The sequence below is a fragment of the Sporomusaceae bacterium ACPt genome, assembly GCA_041428575.1.
GTDB lineage: Bacteria > Bacillota > Negativicutes > Sporomusales > Sporomusaceae > Sporomusa_D > Sporomusa_D carbonis.
The window spans coordinates 2,456,440-2,476,606 of the sequence record CP155570.1; the positions used below are offsets into that span (position 1 = coordinate 2,456,440).

23 protein-coding genes and 2 pseudogenes are annotated in these 20,167 nt (G+C 44.5%); 11 read left to right on the top strand and 14 right to left on the bottom strand.

The annotated features are described in order from the left end of the window. Window positions 1-21 precede the first annotated feature (21 nt). A complete protein-coding gene (locus SCACP_RS12715) occupies window positions 22-300 on the bottom strand; it encodes a pilus assembly protein TadG-related protein (RefSeq protein WP_425057928.1) in 279 nt (92 codons plus the stop codon). Between the two features lie 685 nt (window positions 301-985). On the opposite strand from SCACP_RS12715, the gene SCACP_RS12720 reads away from it, so the two are divergent. After that, window positions 986-2,218, top strand: a complete 1,233-nt coding sequence (locus tag SCACP_RS12720; protein WP_425057924.1) for an IS110 family transposase — start codon at window positions 986-988, stop codon at window positions 2,216-2,218. Between the two features lie 292 nt (window positions 2,219-2,510). Further along, window positions 2,511-2,654 (top strand): annotated as a pseudogene (locus tag SCACP_RS12725) (IS3 family transposase); the annotation flags it as partial. Between the two features lie 71 nt (window positions 2,655-2,725). Here the strand turns inward: SCACP_RS12725 and SCACP_RS12730 are convergent. Next, window positions 2,726-2,863 (bottom strand): pilus assembly protein TadG-related protein, encoded by a 138-nt coding sequence (locus SCACP_RS12730; protein ID WP_425057929.1) that lies wholly within the window; start codon window positions 2,861-2,863, stop codon window positions 2,726-2,728. A gap of 411 nt (window positions 2,864-3,274) precedes the next feature. Here SCACP_RS12730 and SCACP_RS12735 point away from each other — a divergent pair, with 411 nt between their 5' ends. Next, window positions 3,275-5,041 carry an IS1634 family transposase gene (locus SCACP_RS12735; RefSeq protein WP_425057930.1) on the top strand — a complete coding sequence of 589 codons (1,767 nt, stop codon included), beginning with the start codon at window positions 3,275-3,277 and terminating at the stop codon, window positions 5,039-5,041. Between the two features lie 14 nt (window positions 5,042-5,055). Continuing rightward, window positions 5,056-6,282 carry an IS256 family transposase gene (locus tag SCACP_RS12740; protein ID WP_425057931.1) on the top strand — a complete coding sequence of 409 codons (1,227 nt, stop codon included), beginning with the start codon at window positions 5,056-5,058 and terminating at the stop codon, window positions 6,280-6,282. A gap of 230 nt (window positions 6,283-6,512) precedes the next feature. Here the strand turns inward: SCACP_RS12740 and SCACP_RS12745 are convergent, their stop codons facing one another. From SCACP_RS12745 to SCACP_RS12780, 8 genes are all read right to left on the bottom strand, one after another. Continuing rightward, on the bottom strand, window positions 6,513-6,938 hold the full coding sequence (locus tag SCACP_RS12745) for a MarR family winged helix-turn-helix transcriptional regulator (RefSeq protein ID WP_425057932.1): 426 nt from the start codon (window positions 6,936-6,938) through the stop codon (window positions 6,513-6,515). Window positions 6,939-6,951: 13 nt separating this feature from the next. After that, window positions 6,952-8,139: an MFS transporter gene (locus SCACP_RS12750; protein ID WP_425057933.1), complete on the bottom strand. Its 1,188-nt coding sequence runs from the start codon at window positions 8,137-8,139 to the stop codon at window positions 6,952-6,954. A 103-nt stretch (window positions 8,140-8,242) separates the two neighbouring features. Further along, window positions 8,243-9,286 carry an amidohydrolase family protein gene (locus SCACP_RS12755; RefSeq protein WP_425057934.1) on the bottom strand — a complete coding sequence of 348 codons (1,044 nt, stop codon included), beginning with the start codon at window positions 9,284-9,286 and terminating at the stop codon, window positions 8,243-8,245. Between the two features lie 118 nt (window positions 9,287-9,404). After that, a complete protein-coding gene (locus SCACP_RS12760; RefSeq protein WP_425057935.1) occupies window positions 9,405-9,881 on the bottom strand; it encodes a recombinase family protein in 477 nt (158 codons plus the stop codon). Window positions 9,882-10,026: 145 nt separating this feature from the next. Then, window positions 10,027-10,218, bottom strand: coding sequence for a SymE family type I addiction module toxin (locus tag SCACP_RS12765; RefSeq protein WP_425057936.1), 192 nt, complete (start codon window positions 10,216-10,218; stop codon window positions 10,027-10,029). 64 nt (window positions 10,219-10,282) lie between these two features. Continuing rightward, window positions 10,283-10,411 (bottom strand): SHOCT domain-containing protein, encoded by a 129-nt coding sequence (locus SCACP_RS12770; RefSeq protein ID WP_425057937.1) that lies wholly within the window; start codon window positions 10,409-10,411, stop codon window positions 10,283-10,285. 69 nt (window positions 10,412-10,480) lie between these two features. Next, a complete protein-coding gene (locus SCACP_RS12775; protein WP_425057938.1) occupies window positions 10,481-10,888 on the bottom strand; it encodes a type II toxin-antitoxin system death-on-curing family toxin in 408 nt (135 codons plus the stop codon). Then, on the bottom strand, window positions 10,885-11,031 hold the full coding sequence (locus tag SCACP_RS12780; RefSeq protein ID WP_425057939.1) for a hypothetical protein: 147 nt from the start codon (window positions 11,029-11,031) through the stop codon (window positions 10,885-10,887). The genes SCACP_RS12775 and SCACP_RS12780 overlap by 4 nt, the downstream gene beginning before the upstream one ends. A gap of 235 nt (window positions 11,032-11,266) precedes the next feature. Here SCACP_RS12780 and tnpA point away from each other — a divergent pair, with 235 nt between their 5' ends. From tnpA to SCACP_RS12800, 4 genes and pseudogenes are all read left to right on the top strand, one after another. After that, window positions 11,267-11,533 carry an IS66 family insertion sequence element accessory protein TnpA gene (gene tnpA, locus SCACP_RS12785; protein WP_425057809.1) on the top strand — a complete coding sequence of 89 codons (267 nt, stop codon included), beginning with the start codon at window positions 11,267-11,269 and terminating at the stop codon, window positions 11,531-11,533. Window positions 11,534-11,588: 55 nt separating this feature from the next. After that, window positions 11,589-11,936, top strand: coding sequence for an IS66 family insertion sequence element accessory protein TnpB (gene tnpB / locus SCACP_RS12790; protein WP_425057810.1), 348 nt, complete (start codon window positions 11,589-11,591; stop codon window positions 11,934-11,936). Between the two features lie 167 nt (window positions 11,937-12,103). Continuing rightward, window positions 12,104-13,413: pseudogene (tnpC, locus tag SCACP_RS12795) on the top strand (IS66 family transposase); the annotation flags it as partial. A 39-nt stretch (window positions 13,414-13,452) separates the two neighbouring features. Beyond that, window positions 13,453-13,566 carry a hypothetical protein gene (locus SCACP_RS12800; protein WP_425061394.1) on the top strand — a complete coding sequence of 38 codons (114 nt, stop codon included), beginning with the start codon at window positions 13,453-13,455 and terminating at the stop codon, window positions 13,564-13,566. Between the two features lie 79 nt (window positions 13,567-13,645). Here the strand turns inward: SCACP_RS12800 and SCACP_RS12805 are convergent, their stop codons facing one another. The 3 genes from SCACP_RS12805 to SCACP_RS12815 all read right to left on the bottom strand — a co-directional run bounded on the left by SCACP_RS12805 (window position 13,646) and on the right by SCACP_RS12815 (window position 16,019). Continuing rightward, window positions 13,646-14,065, bottom strand: a complete 420-nt coding sequence (locus tag SCACP_RS12805; protein WP_425057940.1) for a nucleotidyl transferase AbiEii/AbiGii toxin family protein — start codon at window positions 14,063-14,065, stop codon at window positions 13,646-13,648. Further along, window positions 14,062-14,655: a type IV toxin-antitoxin system AbiEi family antitoxin domain-containing protein gene (locus SCACP_RS12810; protein ID WP_425057941.1), complete on the bottom strand. Its 594-nt coding sequence runs from the start codon at window positions 14,653-14,655 to the stop codon at window positions 14,062-14,064. The genes SCACP_RS12805 and SCACP_RS12810 overlap by 4 nt, the downstream gene beginning before the upstream one ends. 194 nt (window positions 14,656-14,849) lie before the next feature. Next, complete coding sequence (locus SCACP_RS12815; RefSeq protein WP_425057942.1) at window positions 14,850-16,019, bottom strand: carboxymuconolactone decarboxylase family protein; 1,170 nt, start codon at window positions 16,017-16,019, stop codon at window positions 14,850-14,852. 452 nt (window positions 16,020-16,471) lie between these two features. Between SCACP_RS12815 and SCACP_RS12820 the strand changes: the two genes are divergently transcribed. The 3 genes from SCACP_RS12820 (at window position 16,472) to SCACP_RS12830 (ending at window position 18,884) form a co-directional block, all read left to right on the top strand. Continuing rightward, window positions 16,472-16,837 (top strand): hypothetical protein, encoded by a 366-nt coding sequence (locus tag SCACP_RS12820; protein ID WP_425061471.1) that lies wholly within the window; start codon window positions 16,472-16,474, stop codon window positions 16,835-16,837. Continuing rightward, a complete protein-coding gene (locus SCACP_RS12825) occupies window positions 16,813-17,448 on the top strand; it encodes an alpha/beta hydrolase (RefSeq protein ID WP_425061395.1) in 636 nt (211 codons plus the stop codon). Before SCACP_RS12820 ends, SCACP_RS12825 begins: the two co-directional genes overlap by 25 nt. A gap of 173 nt (window positions 17,449-17,621) precedes the next feature. Next, window positions 17,622-18,884, top strand: a complete 1,263-nt coding sequence (locus SCACP_RS12830) for an SGNH/GDSL hydrolase family protein (RefSeq protein ID WP_425061396.1) — start codon at window positions 17,622-17,624, stop codon at window positions 18,882-18,884. Window positions 18,885-18,988: 104 nt separating this feature from the next. On the opposite strand, the gene SCACP_RS12835 is transcribed toward SCACP_RS12830, so the two are convergent. After that, window positions 18,989-20,125: an MBL fold metallo-hydrolase gene (locus SCACP_RS12835; protein ID WP_425057943.1), complete on the bottom strand. Its 1,137-nt coding sequence runs from the start codon at window positions 20,123-20,125 to the stop codon at window positions 18,989-18,991. Window positions 20,126-20,167 lie beyond the last annotated feature (42 nt).

A 20,167-nucleotide genomic window follows, 5' to 3' on the forward strand; every position in this document is an offset into this window, starting at 1 on the left:
TTCGTGACTGTGCAAATACTTTCATGGAAGATCACTCTCTTGCAAGCCATTTAAAGTGGCATATTGGATCGCGGTGGCTTTTGCCGCGGCTCGCGCAGTCGCGTCAGCAGGATTGCCTGGAAGTTCATAGATGCCGGCGAGAGCCGCCGCGTCCGCCATATCGGAGATCCGGGTTTTCTCCACATACATCATTCCAACATCAATTACAAGGGCACAAAAAACTAGCAATACCGGTAGCATAAAGGCAACCAATATCAGAACTTGGCCTTTTTCACACTTAAGCTTATTGTATAAATCCACAACGTTCCCTCCTCGTATAATAGAATTAGATCCACCGGATAGCGTAATTTCCAGTAAGGAAACACATATTCCGGGGAACCGGTTCCCAATTCTGAAGAAGCTCTTTTTACCCCGAAATATTATCCACATTCAGCCTGTAATGCGCGCGGTTATAGGTTGTGGTTAATTCCTTCTATGGTTAAAGACGCTTTTTCAGAATGGATTAATAAACTTCAACTGAATAAGAACACTGATTGAAGTCAGCAATTCTTACTTTGGCGTCAATTTGATACGCCCGGGGCACAGGCCCAATTCCAGAGTTGCTACAATTCAACAGTGATTGAAACCGGCCAGCCGGAGTATGTATATGCTCCCTGTCGCTGGCTGGTTTTTTACTGCCTTTTTTACTCATTACCTACCTTGAATCTTGGACTTGCTCATGGGACAATGGGATCGACAGGTACTTTTCGGGAGATTTCTTCTCCTCCTTGCGGATCCACACTGGATACTGCTGTAGAAAGCCGGCTACCCGTGGTCCATCATCGAGTATCTAACCGCTAGTTGCACCAGTCTGGAAACTGGGGGTAGCACCCACACTGTCTGTTTCCTGTACATGAGTTCTGATGACGAGGCTGCTTTAGATGGTTCCCATGGGCACCCAGGTCTGAGAAGTATTTGATTATTTATCCGAAGGGAGGTGTGGATTATGGCTAATCTTATGGTAGGCATTGACGTTAGCCTCCGCTCTCATTCTGTACAGTTCATGAATGATTGTGGGGATGCTTTAGAATCTTTTAGCATTCCTAATAACCTGATAGGCGCTCAAACTCTACTTGAACGTATTCTTCAATCGGCTCAAAAACTTCAATCTGAACTTATTCGTGTAGGCATGGAAGCCACTTCGAATCTTGGTTGGCATTTGGCTCATTTCCTTAAAGCTAACCTCCATCAAACCCAAGGTTCCAAAGCTCAGGTCTTTGTCCTTAATGCTAGAAAAGTGGCTCGTTTTAAGAAAGGCTATGATACTCTTCCTAAGAACGACCGCATTGATGCCTGGGTGATTGCAGATCAACTTCGGTTTGGCCGTCTTCCACATGAGTTGACTTCTACTATTCAATTTGAGGCTCTCCAGCGTTTGACCCGAACCCGCTTTCACCTTATGCAAAATATCGCCCGCGATAAAACCTACTTTCTCAATCAAGTCTTTTTGAAATTTAGTGGGCTTCGCCAAGATAATCCCTTTTCCAATATGTTTGGCTCTACTTGTTTAGCTGTTTTGCAAGAACTTGAACCTGAACAGATTGTCTCTATGTCCATTACAGAGTTAGTAGACTTTTTGAAGGAAAAAGGGAAGAATCGCTTTGACGATCCGGAGCAATTGGCTTCTTTCTTGCAAAAACTTGCCCGCTCGTCTTATCGTCTTGATAAAGCTATGGCTGATCCTGTTAATCTCTCATTATCCGTTATGCTCAGTGTTATTCAGACTATGGAAAAAGAAATTGCCAAACTGGATAAAGAGATTGAAAAAATCATGAAGTCCATTCCCGAAACCTTATCATCTGTGAAAGGGATTGGGCCGGTCTTTGCCGCCGGTATTATCGCCGAAATTAGCGATATCGCTCGCTTTTCTCACCACAATTCTCTTGCTAAGTATGCTGGACTTGTTTGGTCTCAGTACCAATCGGGAGAGTTTGAAAGTGAGGAAACCAAGCGAGTTCGTACAGGCAATAAATATCTGAGGTATTATCTAATACAGGCAGCTAACCTCGTTCGTCGATATGACAGTGAGTATGCTGCTTTTTACGCCGAAAAATATGCCCAAGCATTCAAGCATCATCACAAACGTGCTCTCGTCTTAACTGCCCGAAAACTGGTACGGTTGGTCTTTATGCTACTAAAGACCAAGCAACTGTACACACCGCCTGAGAGGAGAGGTTAGTTTTTTCTTCTAATTGGCAGCCTTTAAAATACCTCATCTTTCTTACATAATTTGGTAGTTAAGGTGAGGTTTATTTGGTATACCCTTTTTTAGGCTAACTTCTAATTTCTCGTTATCTTTTTTCCAATTTTTCAGTTTTTCCATATTGACATTTTACCGCTAGGCTTCAAAGTTAATATTATATTTATAATTTCATCCCATCACTCAACAAATCTTGCCGGGGGAGAAAACTCGTCAGATATGGCGAAGGAACTTGGCGTACAATATACAGTAAAGATTATCAAAAGCTTCTAAGAAATACGGCTTTGTCTGCAGCATGATCCGTAAAGTAAACTGCTACGACAACGCGCCAATGGAGTCTTTCTGGGGAAAGCTAAAGATTGAAGGCTCTACTGGCGTAAATTCCGCAACCCGGCAAGAAGCCAAGAAGGCCGTTTTGAGGTGTCGCCAATGCAGATGAAAAAGTCTCATAGCTAAGGAATTTCATAAATATCAGAGATTCTTTGTCTACTGAAGCCGTGTAAGGGCAACAGCATCTACCGTATTCTGCAAATTTGTCTTTTCCCTATACAAATTGCCTACATCTAAAACTAACCCCGCAAAACCCATTAATACCGTAAATGATAAGGCTGCTATTACGGCCACTGAACCTCGCTGGTTATTTAAAATGGATTTATCATATTGCCTCCTACGGAAATGTAATTGATAGCATATTATATTATCTTTTCTCCTATGGCTTTGATTTTTCCTTGAGACTAGCCGCTTATTTAATTAAGATTTGATTAGGGACTTTGGGCTTATTTATCACGGTAAGGATGGATACAGACAAAAATAACTACTGCCCTCTATTAAACTCATCTTTGACAGTTAACGATCGTTTTTTCATGTTTCCCGAGCCCGGAATCCGCTATTTTCGCGGGTTTCGGGCTTTGCTATTGCAGAAATTTCTTAAAAAGTGTAGGTCAAACTATTTTGGAATTTTCACCATAGATATCTTTATCTTCCGGAAATTTCGTGATATAATTGTAGGTGATAAATGTTGGGGCGGTGAGTCTCTTGTTTGCTCAAATTGTATCCACAAAAAAGTCGGATGGTAAAACCTACAGATATCTTCATATTGTTGAGTCATACCGGGAAGGTAAGTCCGTTAAAAAGCGTCGTATTGCAAGCCTTGGCAACATTGACGCGTATTCTGATAAGGAAATAGAACAGCTTATTTATAAGCTTGAGTCGCTCCTACAAAACCGTGTTACTGGTTCTATTGAGGATTTGGAACCCGGTAACTGCCTCCAGTTTGGGGTTCCTTACGTGGTTCAATTTTTGTGGGATCAATTGGGCTTGACTGGGGCTATCTCTAACGCCCTTAAGGATCGCGGCGTTACATTCGACGTAGCCGGTTACGTGCAGGCGATGGTGATTAATCGCCTGGTCGATCCCTCCAGCAAGTTTCAATTGTTCAAAACTATCGAGGACATGTATTTGCCGGACGCACCCCACGAGTGGCAGCTACAACATTTCTACCGCGCTCTGGATTATCTCATGGACATTAAACCGGAACTGGAGCGTCATTTATACAGCCAGCTTACACATTTGCTTAATTTCCGTTTATCTTTAGTGCTTTATGATATGACCAGCACACATTTGACAGGGCATCACTGCCCAATCGCGGAGTACGGATACTCCCGCACGCATCGCCCGGATTTAAAGCAGGTTGAACTAGGCTTGCTGGTAACTCCTGACGGTATTGCGATTACCCACGAAGTATTTCCTGGCAAAACCCCGGATAAACAGACTGTCAAGGACATTCTAAAGCGGTTAAAACAAGAGTTTGCGGTTGAACAGTGCGTCTTTGTGGGCGACCGCGGGATGGTCACTGATGAGAATTTAGCACTGCTGGCAGAGGCCGGATACCCCTATATAGTTGGCTACCACAAACGTGGCCGGATAGTCAGCGACGCTTTGTTAGAAACATATGCAAACATTGATGGCTACGCCAAGATCAAGGACAATCTCTATTATCTGGAGGCGTCATCCGCCCAGGTTGAGGACGACGCAAGAGATACGGATTCACGCTATATTTTGTGTTACAATCCCGTAAAGGCTATTCAAGATGAAGCTTTCCGGGCTTCGGCCATCGAAGAAGCGGAACAGGCGCTGGCTTATATGCAAAAACGCTTAGCAACACCGCAACGTGGAAGAAAGCCAAACTCGAAGAATCTTATGGTTAAAGTCGGTGAAATTTTAACGAAAAAAGGTGTACAGGCATTCTTTGAAGTTGACTTCGACGGACAGAACCTGACTTTCAAGCATGATCAAGCCGCATTAGCAAAAGAGAAGTTACGCGACGGAAAATTTGTGATCAAAACCAATACGGCCTTGCCGGCACAGGATGTTGTACTTTCCTACAAAACTCTGATGAACGTGGAGAGGGCTTTTCGGGAGATCAAGAACTCTCTGGATGTTGGCCCTTTGTACCATTGGAATGAAAAACGAGTGCGCGGCCATATTTTTGTATGCGTATTGGCATACCTATTCGAACAGGAAATTCAGGTGTTGTACCGCCGGACACTGGAGCAGGAAGCGCAACGGATCTCGCGGATTACCGAAGAGAAAGAACGGATGACTATGCAAGCCGAATTGGATGACCGATGGTATACGGGCGAGCAAATTTTAAAGGACCTTGCGCGTTGGAACGTGCTGAAGGCGGAATTTCTGGGCAAGAAATTTCTCAGCGTACCCCGGCCAAAACCGATTGCGCAGCAGGCGCTTGGAGGCTGTATTTTAAACCGTGTAAATGGGAATAATCTCCAATATAAAGAATAAAAGGAGATGGACCCATGACACAGTTAAACGAAAAAGAAATACAGCTTGTAGCACTGCTCAGTGAGGAGTGCACCACTCCCGCCGAACTAACGGCGAAGCTCAAGAATCTGTTTGCCGGTGCGCTGGAAAAGATGCTAGAAGCCGAAATGGATGAACACCTCGGCTATGAGAAGAACAGTGTTTTAGGCAATAACAGCGGCAACAGCCGTAACGGTTACGGCAAAAAAACAATAAAAAGCGAGTGGGGCGAAAGTGAAATCAGCGTCCCCCGCGACCGAAACGGCACCTTTGAGCCGCGAATTATCGAAAAACGGCAGACACGCACCGACGATATTGAAGCCAGGATTCTGGCGATGTACGCTAAAGGCATGTCCAATCGCGACATTGAAGATCATCTGCGCGACATCTACGGCGTAGAAGCCTCCGCCAGCCTAATCAGCCGCATCACGGACAAGATTATGCCAGCCGTTATGGAATGGCAGAGCCGCCCGCTTGACCCGGTGTATCCCATTGTGTTTCTAGACGGAATTGTGTTCAAAGTCCGCAAGGACAGCCGGGTTGTAAACAAATGCCTATACTCGGTTTTAGGTATCAATCTGGACGGCCGCAAGGAAATCCTCGGCATGTGGCTGTCGGAAAACGAGAGCGCCAGTTTTTGGACGACGATCTGCAACGAGTTGAAAAATCGGGGTGTGGAAGATATTTTGATTGCCTGCCGTGACAACCTTTCCGGCTTTTCCACCGCCATTGAGACGGTGTTCCCCAAAACCGAGCAGCAACTGTGCGTGATTCATCAAATCCGCAACTCCACAAAGTATGTACCCTACAAGGATATCAAGCCGGTTATGGCGGATTTGAAATTAGTCTATGCAGCGCCGACACAAGACGACGCGGAGTATCGTCTGGAGGAATTTCGTGAGAAATGGGGCAAGAAATACCCACAGATTGTAAAGTCCTGGGAGGCGAACTGGACGGAGCGGTCCACCTATTTCAAGTACCCGCAGGAGGTCCGGACACTGATTTACACCACCAACGCAGTGGAAGGTTTTCATCGGATGCTGCGCAAATATACCAAGACAAAGACGGTTTATCCCACCGACGACGCGGTCAAAAAATCGGTGTTCCTGTCGATACAAGAAATTTCCAAAAAGTGGAGTATGCCGATTCGCGATTGGGGAATTATAATAGGGCAGTTGATGATCTTCTTCGAGGACAAACTGCAATCGCGGAAGGTCTCATAAACCCTATCGGGGCTCTGCCCCGAACCCCGAGGTTTATCGCTTTGGGTTTTCCGAGGCAAAGATAAGGAAAAGCGACACTCTCACATGAGCATCGCCACCTCGCTAAACCTCATATGCCGCTCGGGTCGCACCTCTGCGTCGCCCTATCCTGCGCATGAGTAAAAGCAATATTAGTGTCCCCAAAATCTTGGATGTTTATTCCATTTACACAGTTAATGATACACTCCCTTCTATATCAAAGACATAATATTATTTCCAACTTTTTCAATTAAGTTATGCAAACTCTCTTTTTCTTGCTCATCTAAATTATAAAGCATGATTCGATTCCATTCATCCAAAACGGCTATCAATTCTGTTTTTATTGCTTTTGCTTTATCTGTAATATAAAGATTGTATGCGCGCTTGTCGGTTTCACTTACTTTTCTGATTATATAACCTTCTTCTTCCAATTTAGCCACCGCTCTGGCGGTTGTGGCTTTATCAAATTTCACTGCAGACGCTAACTGTTCCTGAGTGATTCCATTGTTTTCAAATAAATTCATCAAAAAGATATATTGCCCGCTTCCCAAGTTAATTTTTTTTAACTGCTCATTAAAATAAATCTGACTGTATCGATATATCAAAGATATGTGCTTGCCAAGTCTATCCTTATTCAAACTTCCTACCTCCCTAACAATATCCATCTTCACCGGCTGTGGCCGGCTTTGCTTTAATTATATATTTAATGTAAAAAATAGCAAAAGGTATAATAACCAAAGCACCGCTGATTAAGTACATCAACCGTAAACCAGTATAAGTCGACACCAGCCCCAGCAATGCAGAGCCAAGCGCAAAGCCCAGGTCAAAGGCTGTCAGCATGGTTCCATTCACCATACCGCGTCTTGATATATCAACTTTATTAATCGCCAGTGTAAATGACAAAGAAAAAATAATGCCGAAGCCTACCCCTAATAATAATGCAGCTGCTAAAAACAAGATATAACCATTTGCAAAAAACAAGCATATAAAAGTGGCGCATAATGTACAAAATCCAACACACATAATTTCCACCGGACCCTTTTGGTCCATAATTCTCCCGGCATAAGGCCTGCTGATAATGACCGTTACCGCATTAGCCAGAAAAAACAAACCCGAATTTTCCACATTTATTTCTTGGGCAAACAACACAATAAACGAAAGAACCGCACTATATACTATCGCCACAAAGAAAAGAATAACAGCATCAGAAAGCACTTTTTTCTTGATAATTTCTTTCTCCTTATAACGCTCTGAAACTGCTATCTCATTATGTTTAACGCCTATCAAGCACAACAAAGATACAGCCGCCAGACAGGTTCCTGCACAAAACATGGTTGAATAGTCAAACGAGTGCAGCACTGCTAACCCCAGCGACGGACCAATAAGCATTGCTAAAGACATCGATAAGCCAAAATATCCGATCCCTTCCCCACGCTTTTTAAAGGGAATTGCATCGGTCGCCAAAGTTGCCAACGATGTCGTTGAAAATCCCCAGCATATTCCATGGATGATCCGTAAAATCAAAAGAAACAGAAGGCTGACTGCCCAATTATACAAAAACATGGCAACAAGTAAAGCAAACAGCGACAGCCAAGCTATTTTCTTGCGGCCTAGCATATCCAGCATATAACCGGCACACGGTCTGGCAATAACTCCTGCGAAAGCAAAAAGCCCGAATAAAATGCCTACGTCTCTGTTGCTTCCGCCAAGAACCTCAGTTGTGAATAAGGGTAATGTTGACATAATATAATACATCGCAGTAAATGCGAAGAAATTAGCTAAGCTAGTAAATATAAAGTTTTGATTCCACAGCTTTTCATTAGATATTTCATCAGTCATAGGAATACCTCCATTTTTTAATCCTTACAAATATTCCTTTCTTAAAAGTTAGCCGAGAGATCTGCCGACTAAGCATTCTCCCGGCTAAAAAGTAATTATCGTTTTAAATATCAAGTTTAAAGAGCCGCTTAGCATTTCCGCTCATAATCAGTTCGCGCTCAGACTCCGTAATATCAAGCGTTTTGACAAATTCAACCCCTTCTGACATCCAGCCGTAAACTACCGGGAATGAACTGCCGAATAAAATATGATCAGCACCGCAGACCTTAATCGCGCATTCAACCACTTGCTTGCCCCAGGAAGCCGGATGGGTCATATCAAAGAAAATATTATTTTTTAAATATCCTGCTATTTTTTCGGCCTCGGAAGTATCCAGCCGCTGCAAAACTTCTTTTTTCTTACTCTTGTGGGGCATAAGCAAATGATAATTAGCAAACCAGTTGCCGCCAAACATCGTATGGATAAATTTGAGGTTTGGGAATTCCTCGAATATACCGCTGAATAACTCTCGCCCTACTGCCGTTGCCTGGTCGATAATGCGGCCCAGTTCACGGCGCAAATTGGTATATTCATATATGGACTGCCAATATACAGGCAATGGAGTGTGATGGACTATAACCGGAACTTCCATTTCATTAAGAATTTTTAAATAAGGTTTAAAAGCTTCATCATCCAGATATAGCTGCCCGTAATGGCAAGCCAATTGAACACCCACCATCCCTAACTCTTTCAGGCAGCGCTCTAATTCATAAAGGTTATCTTTTCCGCCCCATGGCGGAAGAACGGCATTTGCATAGAGACGTCCGTTCGATTTTTTGCACATCTCTGCTGCATTGTCATTAACAATTTTGCAAGTGTCAAGCCTAAGCCACTCCTGCCAAACCGGTACGCGCAATATTCCTTTATCAACTCCGGCGTCATCCATTGCCTGGATTTTTGCCTCAAGCGAATAATCACCTTCAACATAATTGAGGTTCTGATAACCTTTAGGTTTTTCAAGAATAAGATGACGCTTGCCATTTGCCAGTGTTTCCACCGATGCAATTTCACCAAACGCGCGGGGAGCTGTGCTTAAAAAACCGTCCAGCACTTTTTCATTCGTAAACAAGTCTTCCGGGAGATGATGCATATTAATATCAATAATCATCAAAAAAATCTCCTTTGCGCCAATTTCATGATCATGAAATAAAATAGTTGCATGCACAACTATATATTAACACTATTTAGTTGTGTTTGCAACTATTTTGCCTGTTTTCTGCTTTTATTCAATTATACATTCGACTGTGTTGATTAGCCGGATGGCTGTCTTCCACATAATACTGCGGCACCTGGCCATTGTTGTCTGCCCGTTTTTTGCTCAGGAAATCAACGGTGTAGGTTTTCTGGAGTAGTGCATCACCCTTATATTTTTCATTGGTAAGCATTTTCCGGATGCTGCCTTCATACCACTTCGGTTTGCCATGCCAGTTCGGCACGCCGTCCCGTTCTAGGTCTTTGGCAATTCGAGTCCGTTTTTCTTTACTTTTTCCCGAAACCCCATCATCCGCATAAATGCCGGCAAAAATCCAGTCCTGGTTACTCTTGATATAGTTCGTATAATATTCAACCTGGGCGTCAAATGAATTCAATTGCTCCTCATGTGAGGAACTCACACGGCAATAAGCACAAACCCTTAATTTAGGTTTCTCTGCTACTTTTGCCTGAAATGCTTGTTTTGCTTCAATGACCTGAACCTTTTTCACATCGCCAGCCTCCTTTCAAATTTAGTAAACCAAGTCATATGTGATGTTACCTCCATTCCCGTATCAAAGCAAGTAATAAGCATGCGGAAACATATTATTGTGATAAAAAATATGGCTTGGATGATTAACACCCAAGCCGTCAACTTCATTTATAGTCAGCATTATTTTCTTCCTTCACCAACCGGATGATCAGTTCTCCCTGTCCCTCTTCCACTAAAATACGGCTCCCAGTTCTGAACCCTACCCCCCGAAGCCACTTTCCCTGCAGCATTATGCACGGCACATCCGGTTTCGAATATGCCACCGATTGATAGATTTTTAAAATACGCTTGCCCACCGCCAGCCCTCCTTACCATCAAGCATGTTAGCTCTGTTTCGGCGGTATGGCAAGTTAAAAAAGGTTACTGGACAAAACTTTTCCTGTTCTCCGCGTCAATCCGCTCAAACTCTTCCTGAGTGATCAACTCTTTAGCCAGTAACTGTTTTAACAGGTGGCGGCTAATCAAATATTCTATGCTTGTATTCTCCAATTCTTATCCCTCCAAATAAAATAAAAAACTGTTACCCATACAGAGCAACAGTCTCCACCGTATCTACTTCTAAACTGGTTGGCTATTTTTCTCTAGCCAATTGGCTAGCCATCGGATATATTGTTCACGGTTTTCCTCCGAAATATTGGAACTAGCTACTTCCATAGTCATTTCATAACCTTCATCGTTGGTAAATGTTGTTTCGTAGCCATTGATGTCCAACAATACAATAGCTGCAAGTATTGCAACTCTCTTATTTCCATCGGGGAAACAATGCCCTTTTGCTAAAAAGTAAAGCAACATCGCTGCTTTTTCAAATAGACTAGGATACCGGTCCACACCAAAAAGCGAGTATTGTTGCGCTACAATGGATTCCAGTTTAGCTACAGAGTCTTCCCGCAAACCGCCTAAGCCAAAAAAATTGCGTATACTAAACTCGTGTATTTCAATGATATGGTCAACGTCTAACAGCTTCACTTACTTAAACGACTGAGCATTTTACCATATTTTTTACCGGCTTTGGCAACCGCAGTTATAACTTCTTGTTTCTCTGCCTTTACTCTGGTATCCGTGACATTTTTCGTAGCAGTACCTTCTGTAGATTTTCCATTAACTAACATCTGACCCAGCCCCCTTCTTGCTTCCATTATACCAAACCTAGCTCCATATGTTCAACATCAGCTACTCTTTGGATCGTGTCAAGACACTGTAGGAATTTTTTTTGAAAAAGACATCGTCCTTGGACGAGTTAACATAATTTTTATGCAAGAGCCAAAGAGAGGTAAGCGTAAAAGTATCCCCACATAGCGTATATGCTTCAATCCTGGGATAATGATCTCAGGAGGGATAAGCTGTATGGAAAATACAATAACAAGCAAGCGTAAGGCCTACTGTGCTGTCGAAAAAGCAGCGCTGATAGCAGCATATAAAGCCAGTGGCCTAAGCAAAAAAGAATGGTGCCAGGAAAATGCTATTGGCCTGAGCACATTGCAGAGATGGCTGCAGCACGAAAAAAGCAGGACCAGCCGCAACCGGTACAAAACTGGATTCCTGTCATCCAGGCTGCGCCAGAACGATCAGCCAGCCTCGAAATACAAATCGGCAAATGCAAAATTGCCGTAGATACTAAAACAGATAAAAAACTCTTGGCAACGGTGCTTGGCGTACTGGTGGAAGTATGCTGAAACTATCGGAACATACACCAGTCTTTTTAGCCTGCGGGGACACCGATATGCGTAAATCCATTAATGGCTTAAGCGCATTGGTGCAGCATAGTTTTAAGTTGGATCCGTTTCAAAAAGCACTGTTCGTCTTTTGCAACAAACAACGCAATCGAATTAAGATTTTAACTTGGGAAGACAACGGCTTTTGGCTGCATTTAAAGCGCTTGGAACGAGGCCGTTTCAAATGGCCGACACTTGACGACGCCACCATGGCGCTTACCACAGAAGAACTGTGGAACCTGATTCAAAGCCCGGGCATCGAACAAAAACTGCGTCGCACGCAAGTTTTAAAAAGCCGCTAAAGTATTGATTTTACTGGCTTTTTGCCTCATTTTCCGGTATAATAGAAGATAAGAAAAATGGTATCGGAAATGAGGATTTTTTCTTGCAAACACAGGCACAGCTTGAAGAAGAAAATGCGGAATTAAAGAAACGCGTTCAGGAATTGGAAGCGCTCAACAAGTGGTATATGGAGCAGTTGAAGCTGCTTCGCCAAAAAAAGTTTGGCGCTTCTTCGGAAAAAAGTAAACGCGATGACCAGGAACAGTTAAACCTCTTCAATGAGGCGGAAGCTGAGCGCCAACCGATTGCTGTGGAGCCGGACGTGGAAACCATCAGTTATCAGCGCAAAAAGGGTAAACGCGGAGAAAACATAAAGGACTTGCCGGTAGAAGTGATTGAATATACTCTGCCAGAAGGTGAACAGACCTGCCCTGCTTGCGGTGAAGAGCTGCATGTTATGAGCAAGGAAGTACGTAAGGAATTGACGATTGTTCCGGCAAAGGTCAAGGTTATCGAGCACGTAAACTATGTATACGGTTGCCGAAATTGCGAGAAAAACAATATAGAGACGCCGATCATCACGGCTAACGCGCCGAAAGCGTTGCTGCCTAAGAGCATGGTATCCGCCGAGCTTATGGCCTATATCATGAGCCAAAAATTCGTCAATGCTATGCCGCTGTATCGGCAGGAGCAGGAATTTAAGCGGCTTGGCGTAACGCTTTCCCGCCAAAACCTGTCCAACTGGGTTATTAAAGGTGTCGCACTTTTGGAGCCTTTGTTAGCAGCCCTAAAAAAAGAGTTGCTTTCAAGGGATCTGTTGCACGCCGATGAAACTACTCTGGAAGTGTTGTGTGAACCCGGCAGACCGGCACAGACAGATTCCTATATGTGGTTATATCGAACGTCCGGGGATACGGATCATCCGGTTGTGCTCTATGACTACCAGGAAGGGCGCAGCGGGCAATTGCCAAGGCGTACCTTGCAGGGTTTTCCGGCTATCTTCAGACCGATGGTTGGCATGGCTATCACAAGGTAGAAGAAGCCGGTGTAACCTTGTGCGGCTGTTGGGCACATGTTCGGAGAAAATTCAATGAAGCCTTGGTCGGCCCTGCGGCTAAACAGCCGGATAGTAAAGAAGCGATAGGTCTTGCCTATTGCAATAAGCTTTTCGACGTTGAAAAAAAGGCCGAGCACATGACGCCGGAAGAACGGCATGAACTAAGGCAAAAAGAAGCTAAACCAATTATCGAAGAGTTTTATAAATGGATAGAAGCTTGTTGGGCTGATACCTTGCCGCAAAGTCTACTGGGCAAGGCGCTTACCTATGCCCAAAATCAAAAAAAGTATCTGACAGCCTATTTGGCCGATGGCCGCATCGAAATATCGAATAATCGTGCGGAGCGATCTATCAAGCCTTTTGTGATTGGACGAAAAAACTGGCTGTTTTGCAATACGCCTGGTGGCGCAAAATCGTCCGCCGCTGTTTACAGCATAATCCAAACGGCCATAGAAAACGGATTAAATCCACAAGCTTATCTGGAATATGCCTTTAGGCAAATCCAACTGCAGGATACGCTCTGTATTGAAAAACTACTTCCGTGGGCTGAAGAAATTCCTGTAAGCTGTAAAATGCCTAATAAAAAAGCATAACGGTTCCAACAGCCATCTGATGTTTTATCATATCGTACATCAGGTGGTTTTTTATTGATAGGTGGTTTTGCTTTGACGCTTACGAGATATCAATAGAAAGCGGTGTAACAATCGTATCGTAAACCGCATCCATCCTGATGCAGAAACCGCCGTAGCGGTCGTCTTTCCGGATAGAAGCGATGGAAACAACCTTAAATGCCACTTCATCTTTCAGGTTAATGCCGCAGATGCTTTGAATCGCTTGCGTTATCTGTTCTTCCGTCAAGGGCATATTGCGCAGCGTAGCGTCCAGGTCCATGGTCGAGCGGGTATCCAAGCCAACGATGGCCGCAACCAACATTCCACCCTTGATCACGAATTTTTCCTGATATTCGGACTTGGACAGACGTTCTAAAAAACGCTCGAACATATAATTCTGCAAAACTACCTGAGCCGCAATGTTGTTCTTCTTTGCGTAGTGGTTGATGCGGCCCTTCAGGCTCATCGCCTTAGAGCTCATAGCAGCACCTCCATATAACGCTTGAGCGCTTTTTCAACCCGCAGACGCTTTGCATAATCTGCAAGCAGGTTCAAGTTTTTTCCCTTGGACACCACATAGTTTTTCACGGCGCTGATCACCGTTTCTTCATCACAGCGGTTCCGGCTGCGCAGAAAATCACAAATGGTGCGCTCCATATTGTAGCAGCGCACCGTGTTGCCGAAAGTTGTTTTTTTTTCAATCATTCCAAGCCTGTGCAGCTCCGGCTTGATATAAAAGCAAGTGCATTCGTCTTTGATGGAGGCTGGCAACGCCGAATCGCTGGGAATGGTGACGGTATGCCGAAACGGCGTACGCTCCGACAGGCCGTTCAAAAAGAGGGCTGTGTCATGGGAGAAAATAATTTTTGAGGAACGCAGCATCAGCGCATACATATCGTCGTTCACCGCATCCGGAAGAATATATACGCCGTGCCCGCTTCTTTCCAAAAGGCCGGCCTTCACATACTTCGTAAGTAAAGCCTTGGAATATCCCAACTGCAACACCTGTGATGTCGTAATCACATTGTTGTTTTTTTTCATTTCCTGAAGGATTTCAGAATTGATGCCCATAGCTTCACCTCATAGTAAACTATCATATAGATATTGTATGCGATTTTTATACAATAGTCAACTTTCAGAGTGAACTTTTAAATTGAAATAACAAATTATATCGATATAATAGTAAACTATTAAAGTAAATCTATTTCGCGGTTAAGCCCTTTACGTAGCAGTACCATATTATTGACATCGTACCGCTAGGCTGATTATTTCAGTTTGCCGTATAGTTCGTCATCCACCGGTTCCAGCCATTCGTTGGACGCGCCCTCGGCGGGGATCTCTACCGCCAGATGGGCAAACCAGCTGTCCTTTGCCGCGCCGTGCCAGTGTTTGACCTCGGGCGGGATGTTTACCACATCTCCAGGGTGCAGCTCTCGAGGTTCCTCCCCCCACGCCTGATACCAACCGCGTCCCTCGGTGCAGAGCAAAATCTGTCCGCCTTTATGGTGGATATGCCAGTTGTTGCGGCAGCCCGGCTCAAAAGTTACGTTGGCAATAGGACCGCCCTTGTCAGTCAGCGGCTGCAAATAAGCCTGACCGATAAAGTATTTAGAATACATTTCAGGCAGCGGAGCGCCTGTTTTAAAAATCTCGTTTCTTTTGTTGTTCATTTGAAATTCCTCCTTCATTTTGCAAGCATCATTGACACACCGAAGCGCGTTCAGGCTGCGGGGATAGCCGATATAGGGGAGACACTGAGATATGATTTTTATCAGAAACGCCTTGTCATTGCCGATTCTCATGTTTGCCGCCGCATGGCTAGTGAGCTGTGGTTCACAGCCGCCCTGAGCCGCAAGAAAACAAAAGGTGATCATCTCCCGCTGCCTGTAGTCCAGCCCCTTGCGGGTATAGTAATCGCCAAAGCAGTTATCTGTCAGCCAGTAATTAATGTGGCGGCTCTCCTCGGGGCCGGATTTGTAAAATTCCCGCATATCCTCGCCAAATATATCCACCTGCGCCTGAATGCCTGCCTCCAGACGATTTTCCGTCGTGGTAGTTGCCTGACCTTCCAGCGGCAGGAAAATTCCTTTTTCAGCCAATACCTCGTTTGTGATTTTCAGGAATGGAAACACTCGCCCGATGCCCAGATAGGCCGTCGCCTGATAGACGATTTCCTTAATTTCCACCGGCGTTACCCCGAAGTTCATGGCAGCAGGAAGCATGGCGCAGAACTCGTCCATTCCCTGGCAGCCCAGCAGCGTGGCTATGATCGCCATAAAGCGGGTTTTGTCGTCTAAGTCGTCGCAATTGACCACCTCGTCGAAAGCGAAGTTGTCAAACCGTTCGATAAACTCCGGGTCAGTGGCGAGAAAGCCTGACACATAGCCGGGAAACATCTTTTCATGATATGCCTTTGCTTTTTTTGTAATTGTCACAATAACATCTCCTTAGCTTGTGTAATCTATATGAATTGAGTTTATCACTTGGAGTTAACTCACAGTCAAGTGCTTTTTAGGGGAGTGCAGCTAAACTGCACTCCCCCTCTTTTTTAATGCTATCTGGGACAAATGCGCGGTTTTGCGGTCTGACCGCTTAGCCAACTCAACGGCCGGTCTGGTTCCAAATTTTTTTAAAAACTTATTGACTTTGAGCTTACTCAAAGTTGTAGCATAATATCTATACCAATAACCGGAGATGTATGGATGAAAAGAATAATTATCATAGCGATATTCACAACGGGAGTAATGTGCTCCTTGTATTGCATATGCTCTGATTTCATTGCCACTGTCTTTCCAATGACAGATGAACAATATGCCCACGAAGCGGAGAGTATTGTAAACTATACTCCTCCGCCTTTTAAAAATCCCGAAGATACGGTGAAGTAACTATGCAATCCAAAGCAGAATCGCAAATATCATACAAAAAGCATTGGCGGCGCTGGCTTCTGGCCATTACATTGATTGTTGCTCTTGGTCTAAACGGAGTCGGCATGTTTATCGGAAACATCATTTACAAAGAAACCAGTGTCCTGCATTCACATTTAAATACGCAAAAACTGGCCAGATTTAACCGACTCTTAGAAAACGGCAAAAAGGAGAAGCAGTGGGAGGATGTTTCCATTCAAGCCCGGCTTGGCTATCCGCTGCATGGAACGTATATTCCCATCCCAAAGCCACCGAAAAGACACTTATCTTCCTCCATGGTTTCGCCGAAAGTCGCGCAGTCGGCCTGTACTATACAGATATTTATCTGAACGCCGGCTTTAATATCTTGCTTGTCGATTCGCGGGCGCATGGAGAAAGCGGCGGTAATTCGGTCACCTGGGGCAACTATGAGAAATATGATCTGGATCAGTGGGTAGATTGGGTTTATCAGCGCTTTCCCGGCGGCATGATCGGCATTCATGGAATCTCCATGGGTGCTGCGACTGCCCTCATGCATGCTGAGCTTAATGAAGCCAATAAGCGGGTAGCATTTTATATTGCCGATAGCTCCTATTCTGATTTTGAAACGTTGTTAGCTCTGCAGTTAAAGCAGCGGCTGTCTCTTCCTGGAACAGTACTGCCAAAGATTTTGCTGCAATATGCAAATGCTGCTGCCTATTTCAATTCCCGCTTTACTTTTCACCAAGCATCACCAATTCGGTCGGTACGCAATGTAACTACCCCGGTTCTTTATATTCACCTTGAAGCCGATGAGCTTATCCCCGCTTCGATGTCACAAGAACTCTACCAAGCAACCAAAGGCCCCCGGCAATTGTACATGTTCCCGCATGCTGGGCATATATCCGCCATTTTTGATGACTGGTATCGGTATGGCGGCGTAGTGCAAAATTTTGTCCGTTCAGTTGAGCAGCATAGCTGATACTTGAAATAGGTTCAGTTAATTGAACTCTTCATAATGGTAAGGAGGAAACCTGTGAAAAGGATACTATATAGAACTACTGTTTTGATCAGTTTCACATTGATTTTGGCAATACTCGTTTGGGCAGGAGGATTTATTTCCGAGAATACCGAGGTGGTCCCTGCGTGGGCAGCATGCAGGAAAAGTGTGCGGACAAACCAACCGTTCCAACCGTTCATTTTTCCCGGCAAAGACCGGCTTCCATAAAGCCTGTGCTGACCTGGACCAAGGTCGAAGGGGCGGTGGCATATGAACTTGAGTTATTAGCCATACCACCAAAAAGTCCCGATAAAGCTGCCCCATATCAAACCTGTTTTTTTTCAACAAACAAAATCTATGTTAACGGGTTTAATGCTGACCTATCTATGTATTCTTTCAGTGATGTCATTTATTGGCGCGTTCGCGGATTGGATATTGACGGCAATCCTATAAGTCTTTTCTCTGACGCGGAAAAAGTATACATTGACCGGCAACAAGACGTTATGCAAAAACCTATACCCACTTCCATTTTCAATCAGAGCGCCGGCGCTACGCTCTTGTATCCGGTTTATGCCTGGATTCCAATCGCCGGAGCGGCAAAGTATGAAGTTGAAATACTGGATGATTTGCCGGAGAACCCCAACGGGGTTGCTCCATCTAGCCACAGGGTCGACTCAGCTATCGCTGTAGGGTTTGACTATTACGATGAAAAGCCCAGGATTTCCGAGAAACCGTTTTATTGGAGGGTCAGAGGTCTGGACCGGAATGGAAATCCGGTCGGGGTGTATTCGGACGCCGGACAATTTAGCGTAAATCCCAATATGCGTGTTACTGTGGCGACATTCGGCGACAGCATAACTCATGGCGGCGGCAGTGTTTCCTATTCCCCGGCGGGCTGGGAGTACAGCTATCAGCATTACCTGGATTTTCCGACAATAAACCTTGGCAGAAGCGGCGATACCAGTCAAACAACGGTTGAAAGATTTGAGCAAGATGTTTTGCCTTTCCAGCCTCAATACTTGCTGATTATGACCGGTACAAACAGTGTTCGGGGCGGAGAATCCGCGGAAAATGTTATAGCGGATTTAAAAGTGTTGAAAGAAAAATGTCTTGTTAATAATATCCGGCCTGTATTTTTGACGCTGCCGCCGATTAATCCGGACAATATCCAAAAAGTATTTCATGAGTCTACAGCCCCGGACTGGCAGGAGCAAATGCGGCTGGTTAACGATTTTATCCGGACTCAGGTACATATCGATGTGGCGCGTGAAATGGAAGCCACTAATGGCATCCTTCCTGCGAAATTGGCAGTTGACGGGCTGCATCTGGATATCAAGGGGAAAAAGAAAATTGCATCTGCCGTGAATGCGAGCTGGGCGCGAATCACTGGCTTACCCTGGCAAAGTTGGCTCGAATGATTTAGCAGGCGTTTTTAAAGTATAAAATTAAGTGTGTAAGCTCGAAAGAACTTACACACTTAATTTTTATGCGGAGTATGAAAAATCCGCATAATCTCACTACTTCATTTTGCAGTTATAGATTCGACCCTTTCCCACCAGCGGGAAAAAAGTTGTTGCCGGTTGTCAAGTTCTACCGGCTCCCCGATCATGGGGGTAATCAGTTTGTAATTCTTATTCTGGCTGGCAGCAGTTATACGTTTGAACGGATCATCCCAAGAATGGTTGGCGATTGCGAATTTGCCCGCATGCCCTGGCAATAATGCCTTGGCTTTCAGTTCTTCAGCAGCCTGCGCCACTTCTTCCGGCATCATGTGTATATATGGCCAATTTTTGTCATACTGACCGTTTTCCATAATTACAAGGTCAAAACCGTTTAACATATCTCCGATCTGCTTGAAATGCGGCCCATATCCGCCGTCACCGCTGTAGAATATACGGCGTTCAGGCGTTACAAAGGCAAATCCGGTCCACAAAGTCTTGTTTCTGCTGAATAAGCGGCCGGAAAAATGCCGCGCCGGCAATACATGGACGGTAAGGTCATTTTCCAATTCTAATGCGGTAAACCAGTCAGCTTCCAATATATGTTTTGTATCAAATCCCCATTCTTCAAAATACGCCCCTACTCCTAAACCGCAGATCACATTTTTGATTTTGGGTTTGAGCGCGGTAACCGTGGGATAATCCAAGTGGTCCCAATGATCGTGAGAAATAAGCAAATAATCGATTTCCGGCATATCTTCCGCCGTGTATGGATTTGTTCCTTCAAAAGCCTTGTTTGCAAAAAAAACAGGTGCCGCATAAGAACTAAGCACAGGGTCAATCAGAATCCTTTTGCCGCCAAGCTGCATAAAGTACGAAGAATGACCAAGCCAAATAACTGCAACCTTATCTTTGTCCAATGTCTTCAAATCTGTTTTTACTGTAGGTATGGAAGTTGTCGGCGTCAGCCGTTCTTTTTTAGCAAAAAGAAAATACCACCACACAGAAGCAGTACTATTTCCTTCGCTAAATTGAGGAGTGGGAACCAAATTTTGAAATTGCCCGTCAACGTAATTTGGCGAACTTTTGATTTTTTCAAGGCAAGAACCTTCAGGCAAGGTTCCAAACTTAGGGTGCTGCACATAAAGACCTATACCGATAGATAATATGGCAAAACTTATAACCAAAGCTAATAACATTTTTCTTAACCACTTTCTCATACAATTTTCCGGTGTCTCCTCAACTATTTACTAGCAGGGTCT

What these genes read in the sequence shown, in the direction of transcription:
- SCACP_RS12820 (WP_425061471.1), top strand. Translation starts at nt 16,472, where the DNA reads ATGCAATCCAAAGCAGAATCGCAAATATCATACAAAAAGCATTGGCGG.
- SCACP_RS12740 (WP_425057931.1), top strand. Translation starts at nt 5,056, where the DNA reads ATGACACAGTTAAACGAAAAAGAAATACAGCTTGTAGCACTGCTCAGT.
- tnpA (WP_425057809.1), top strand. Translation starts at nt 11,267, where the DNA reads ATGGAAAATACAATAACAAGCAAGCGTAAGGCCTACTGTGCTGTCGAA.
- SCACP_RS12750 (WP_425057933.1), bottom strand. Translation starts at nt 8,139, where the DNA reads ATGACTGATGAAATATCTAATGAAAAGCTGTGGAATCAAAACTTTATA.
- SCACP_RS12835 (WP_425057943.1), bottom strand. Translation starts at nt 20,125, where the DNA reads ATGAGAAAGTGGTTAAGAAAAATGTTATTAGCTTTGGTTATAAGTTTT.
- tnpB (WP_425057810.1), top strand. Translation starts at nt 11,589, where the DNA reads ATGCTGAAACTATCGGAACATACACCAGTCTTTTTAGCCTGCGGGGAC.
- SCACP_RS12780 (WP_425057939.1), bottom strand. Translation starts at nt 11,031, where the DNA reads ATGTTAGTTAATGGAAAATCTACAGAAGGTACTGCTACGAAAAATGTC.
- SCACP_RS12755 (WP_425057934.1), bottom strand. Translation starts at nt 9,286, where the DNA reads ATGATTATTGATATTAATATGCATCATCTCCCGGAAGACTTGTTTACG.
- SCACP_RS12830 (WP_425061396.1), top strand. Translation starts at nt 17,622, where the DNA reads ATGCAGGAAAAGTGTGCGGACAAACCAACCGTTCCAACCGTTCATTTT.
- SCACP_RS12805 (WP_425057940.1), bottom strand. Translation starts at nt 14,065, where the DNA reads ATGAGCTCTAAGGCGATGAGCCTGAAGGGCCGCATCAACCACTACGCA.
- SCACP_RS12720 (WP_425057924.1), top strand. Translation starts at nt 986, where the DNA reads ATGGCTAATCTTATGGTAGGCATTGACGTTAGCCTCCGCTCTCATTCT.
- SCACP_RS12810 (WP_425057941.1), bottom strand. Translation starts at nt 14,655, where the DNA reads ATGGGCATCAATTCTGAAATCCTTCAGGAAATGAAAAAAAACAACAAT.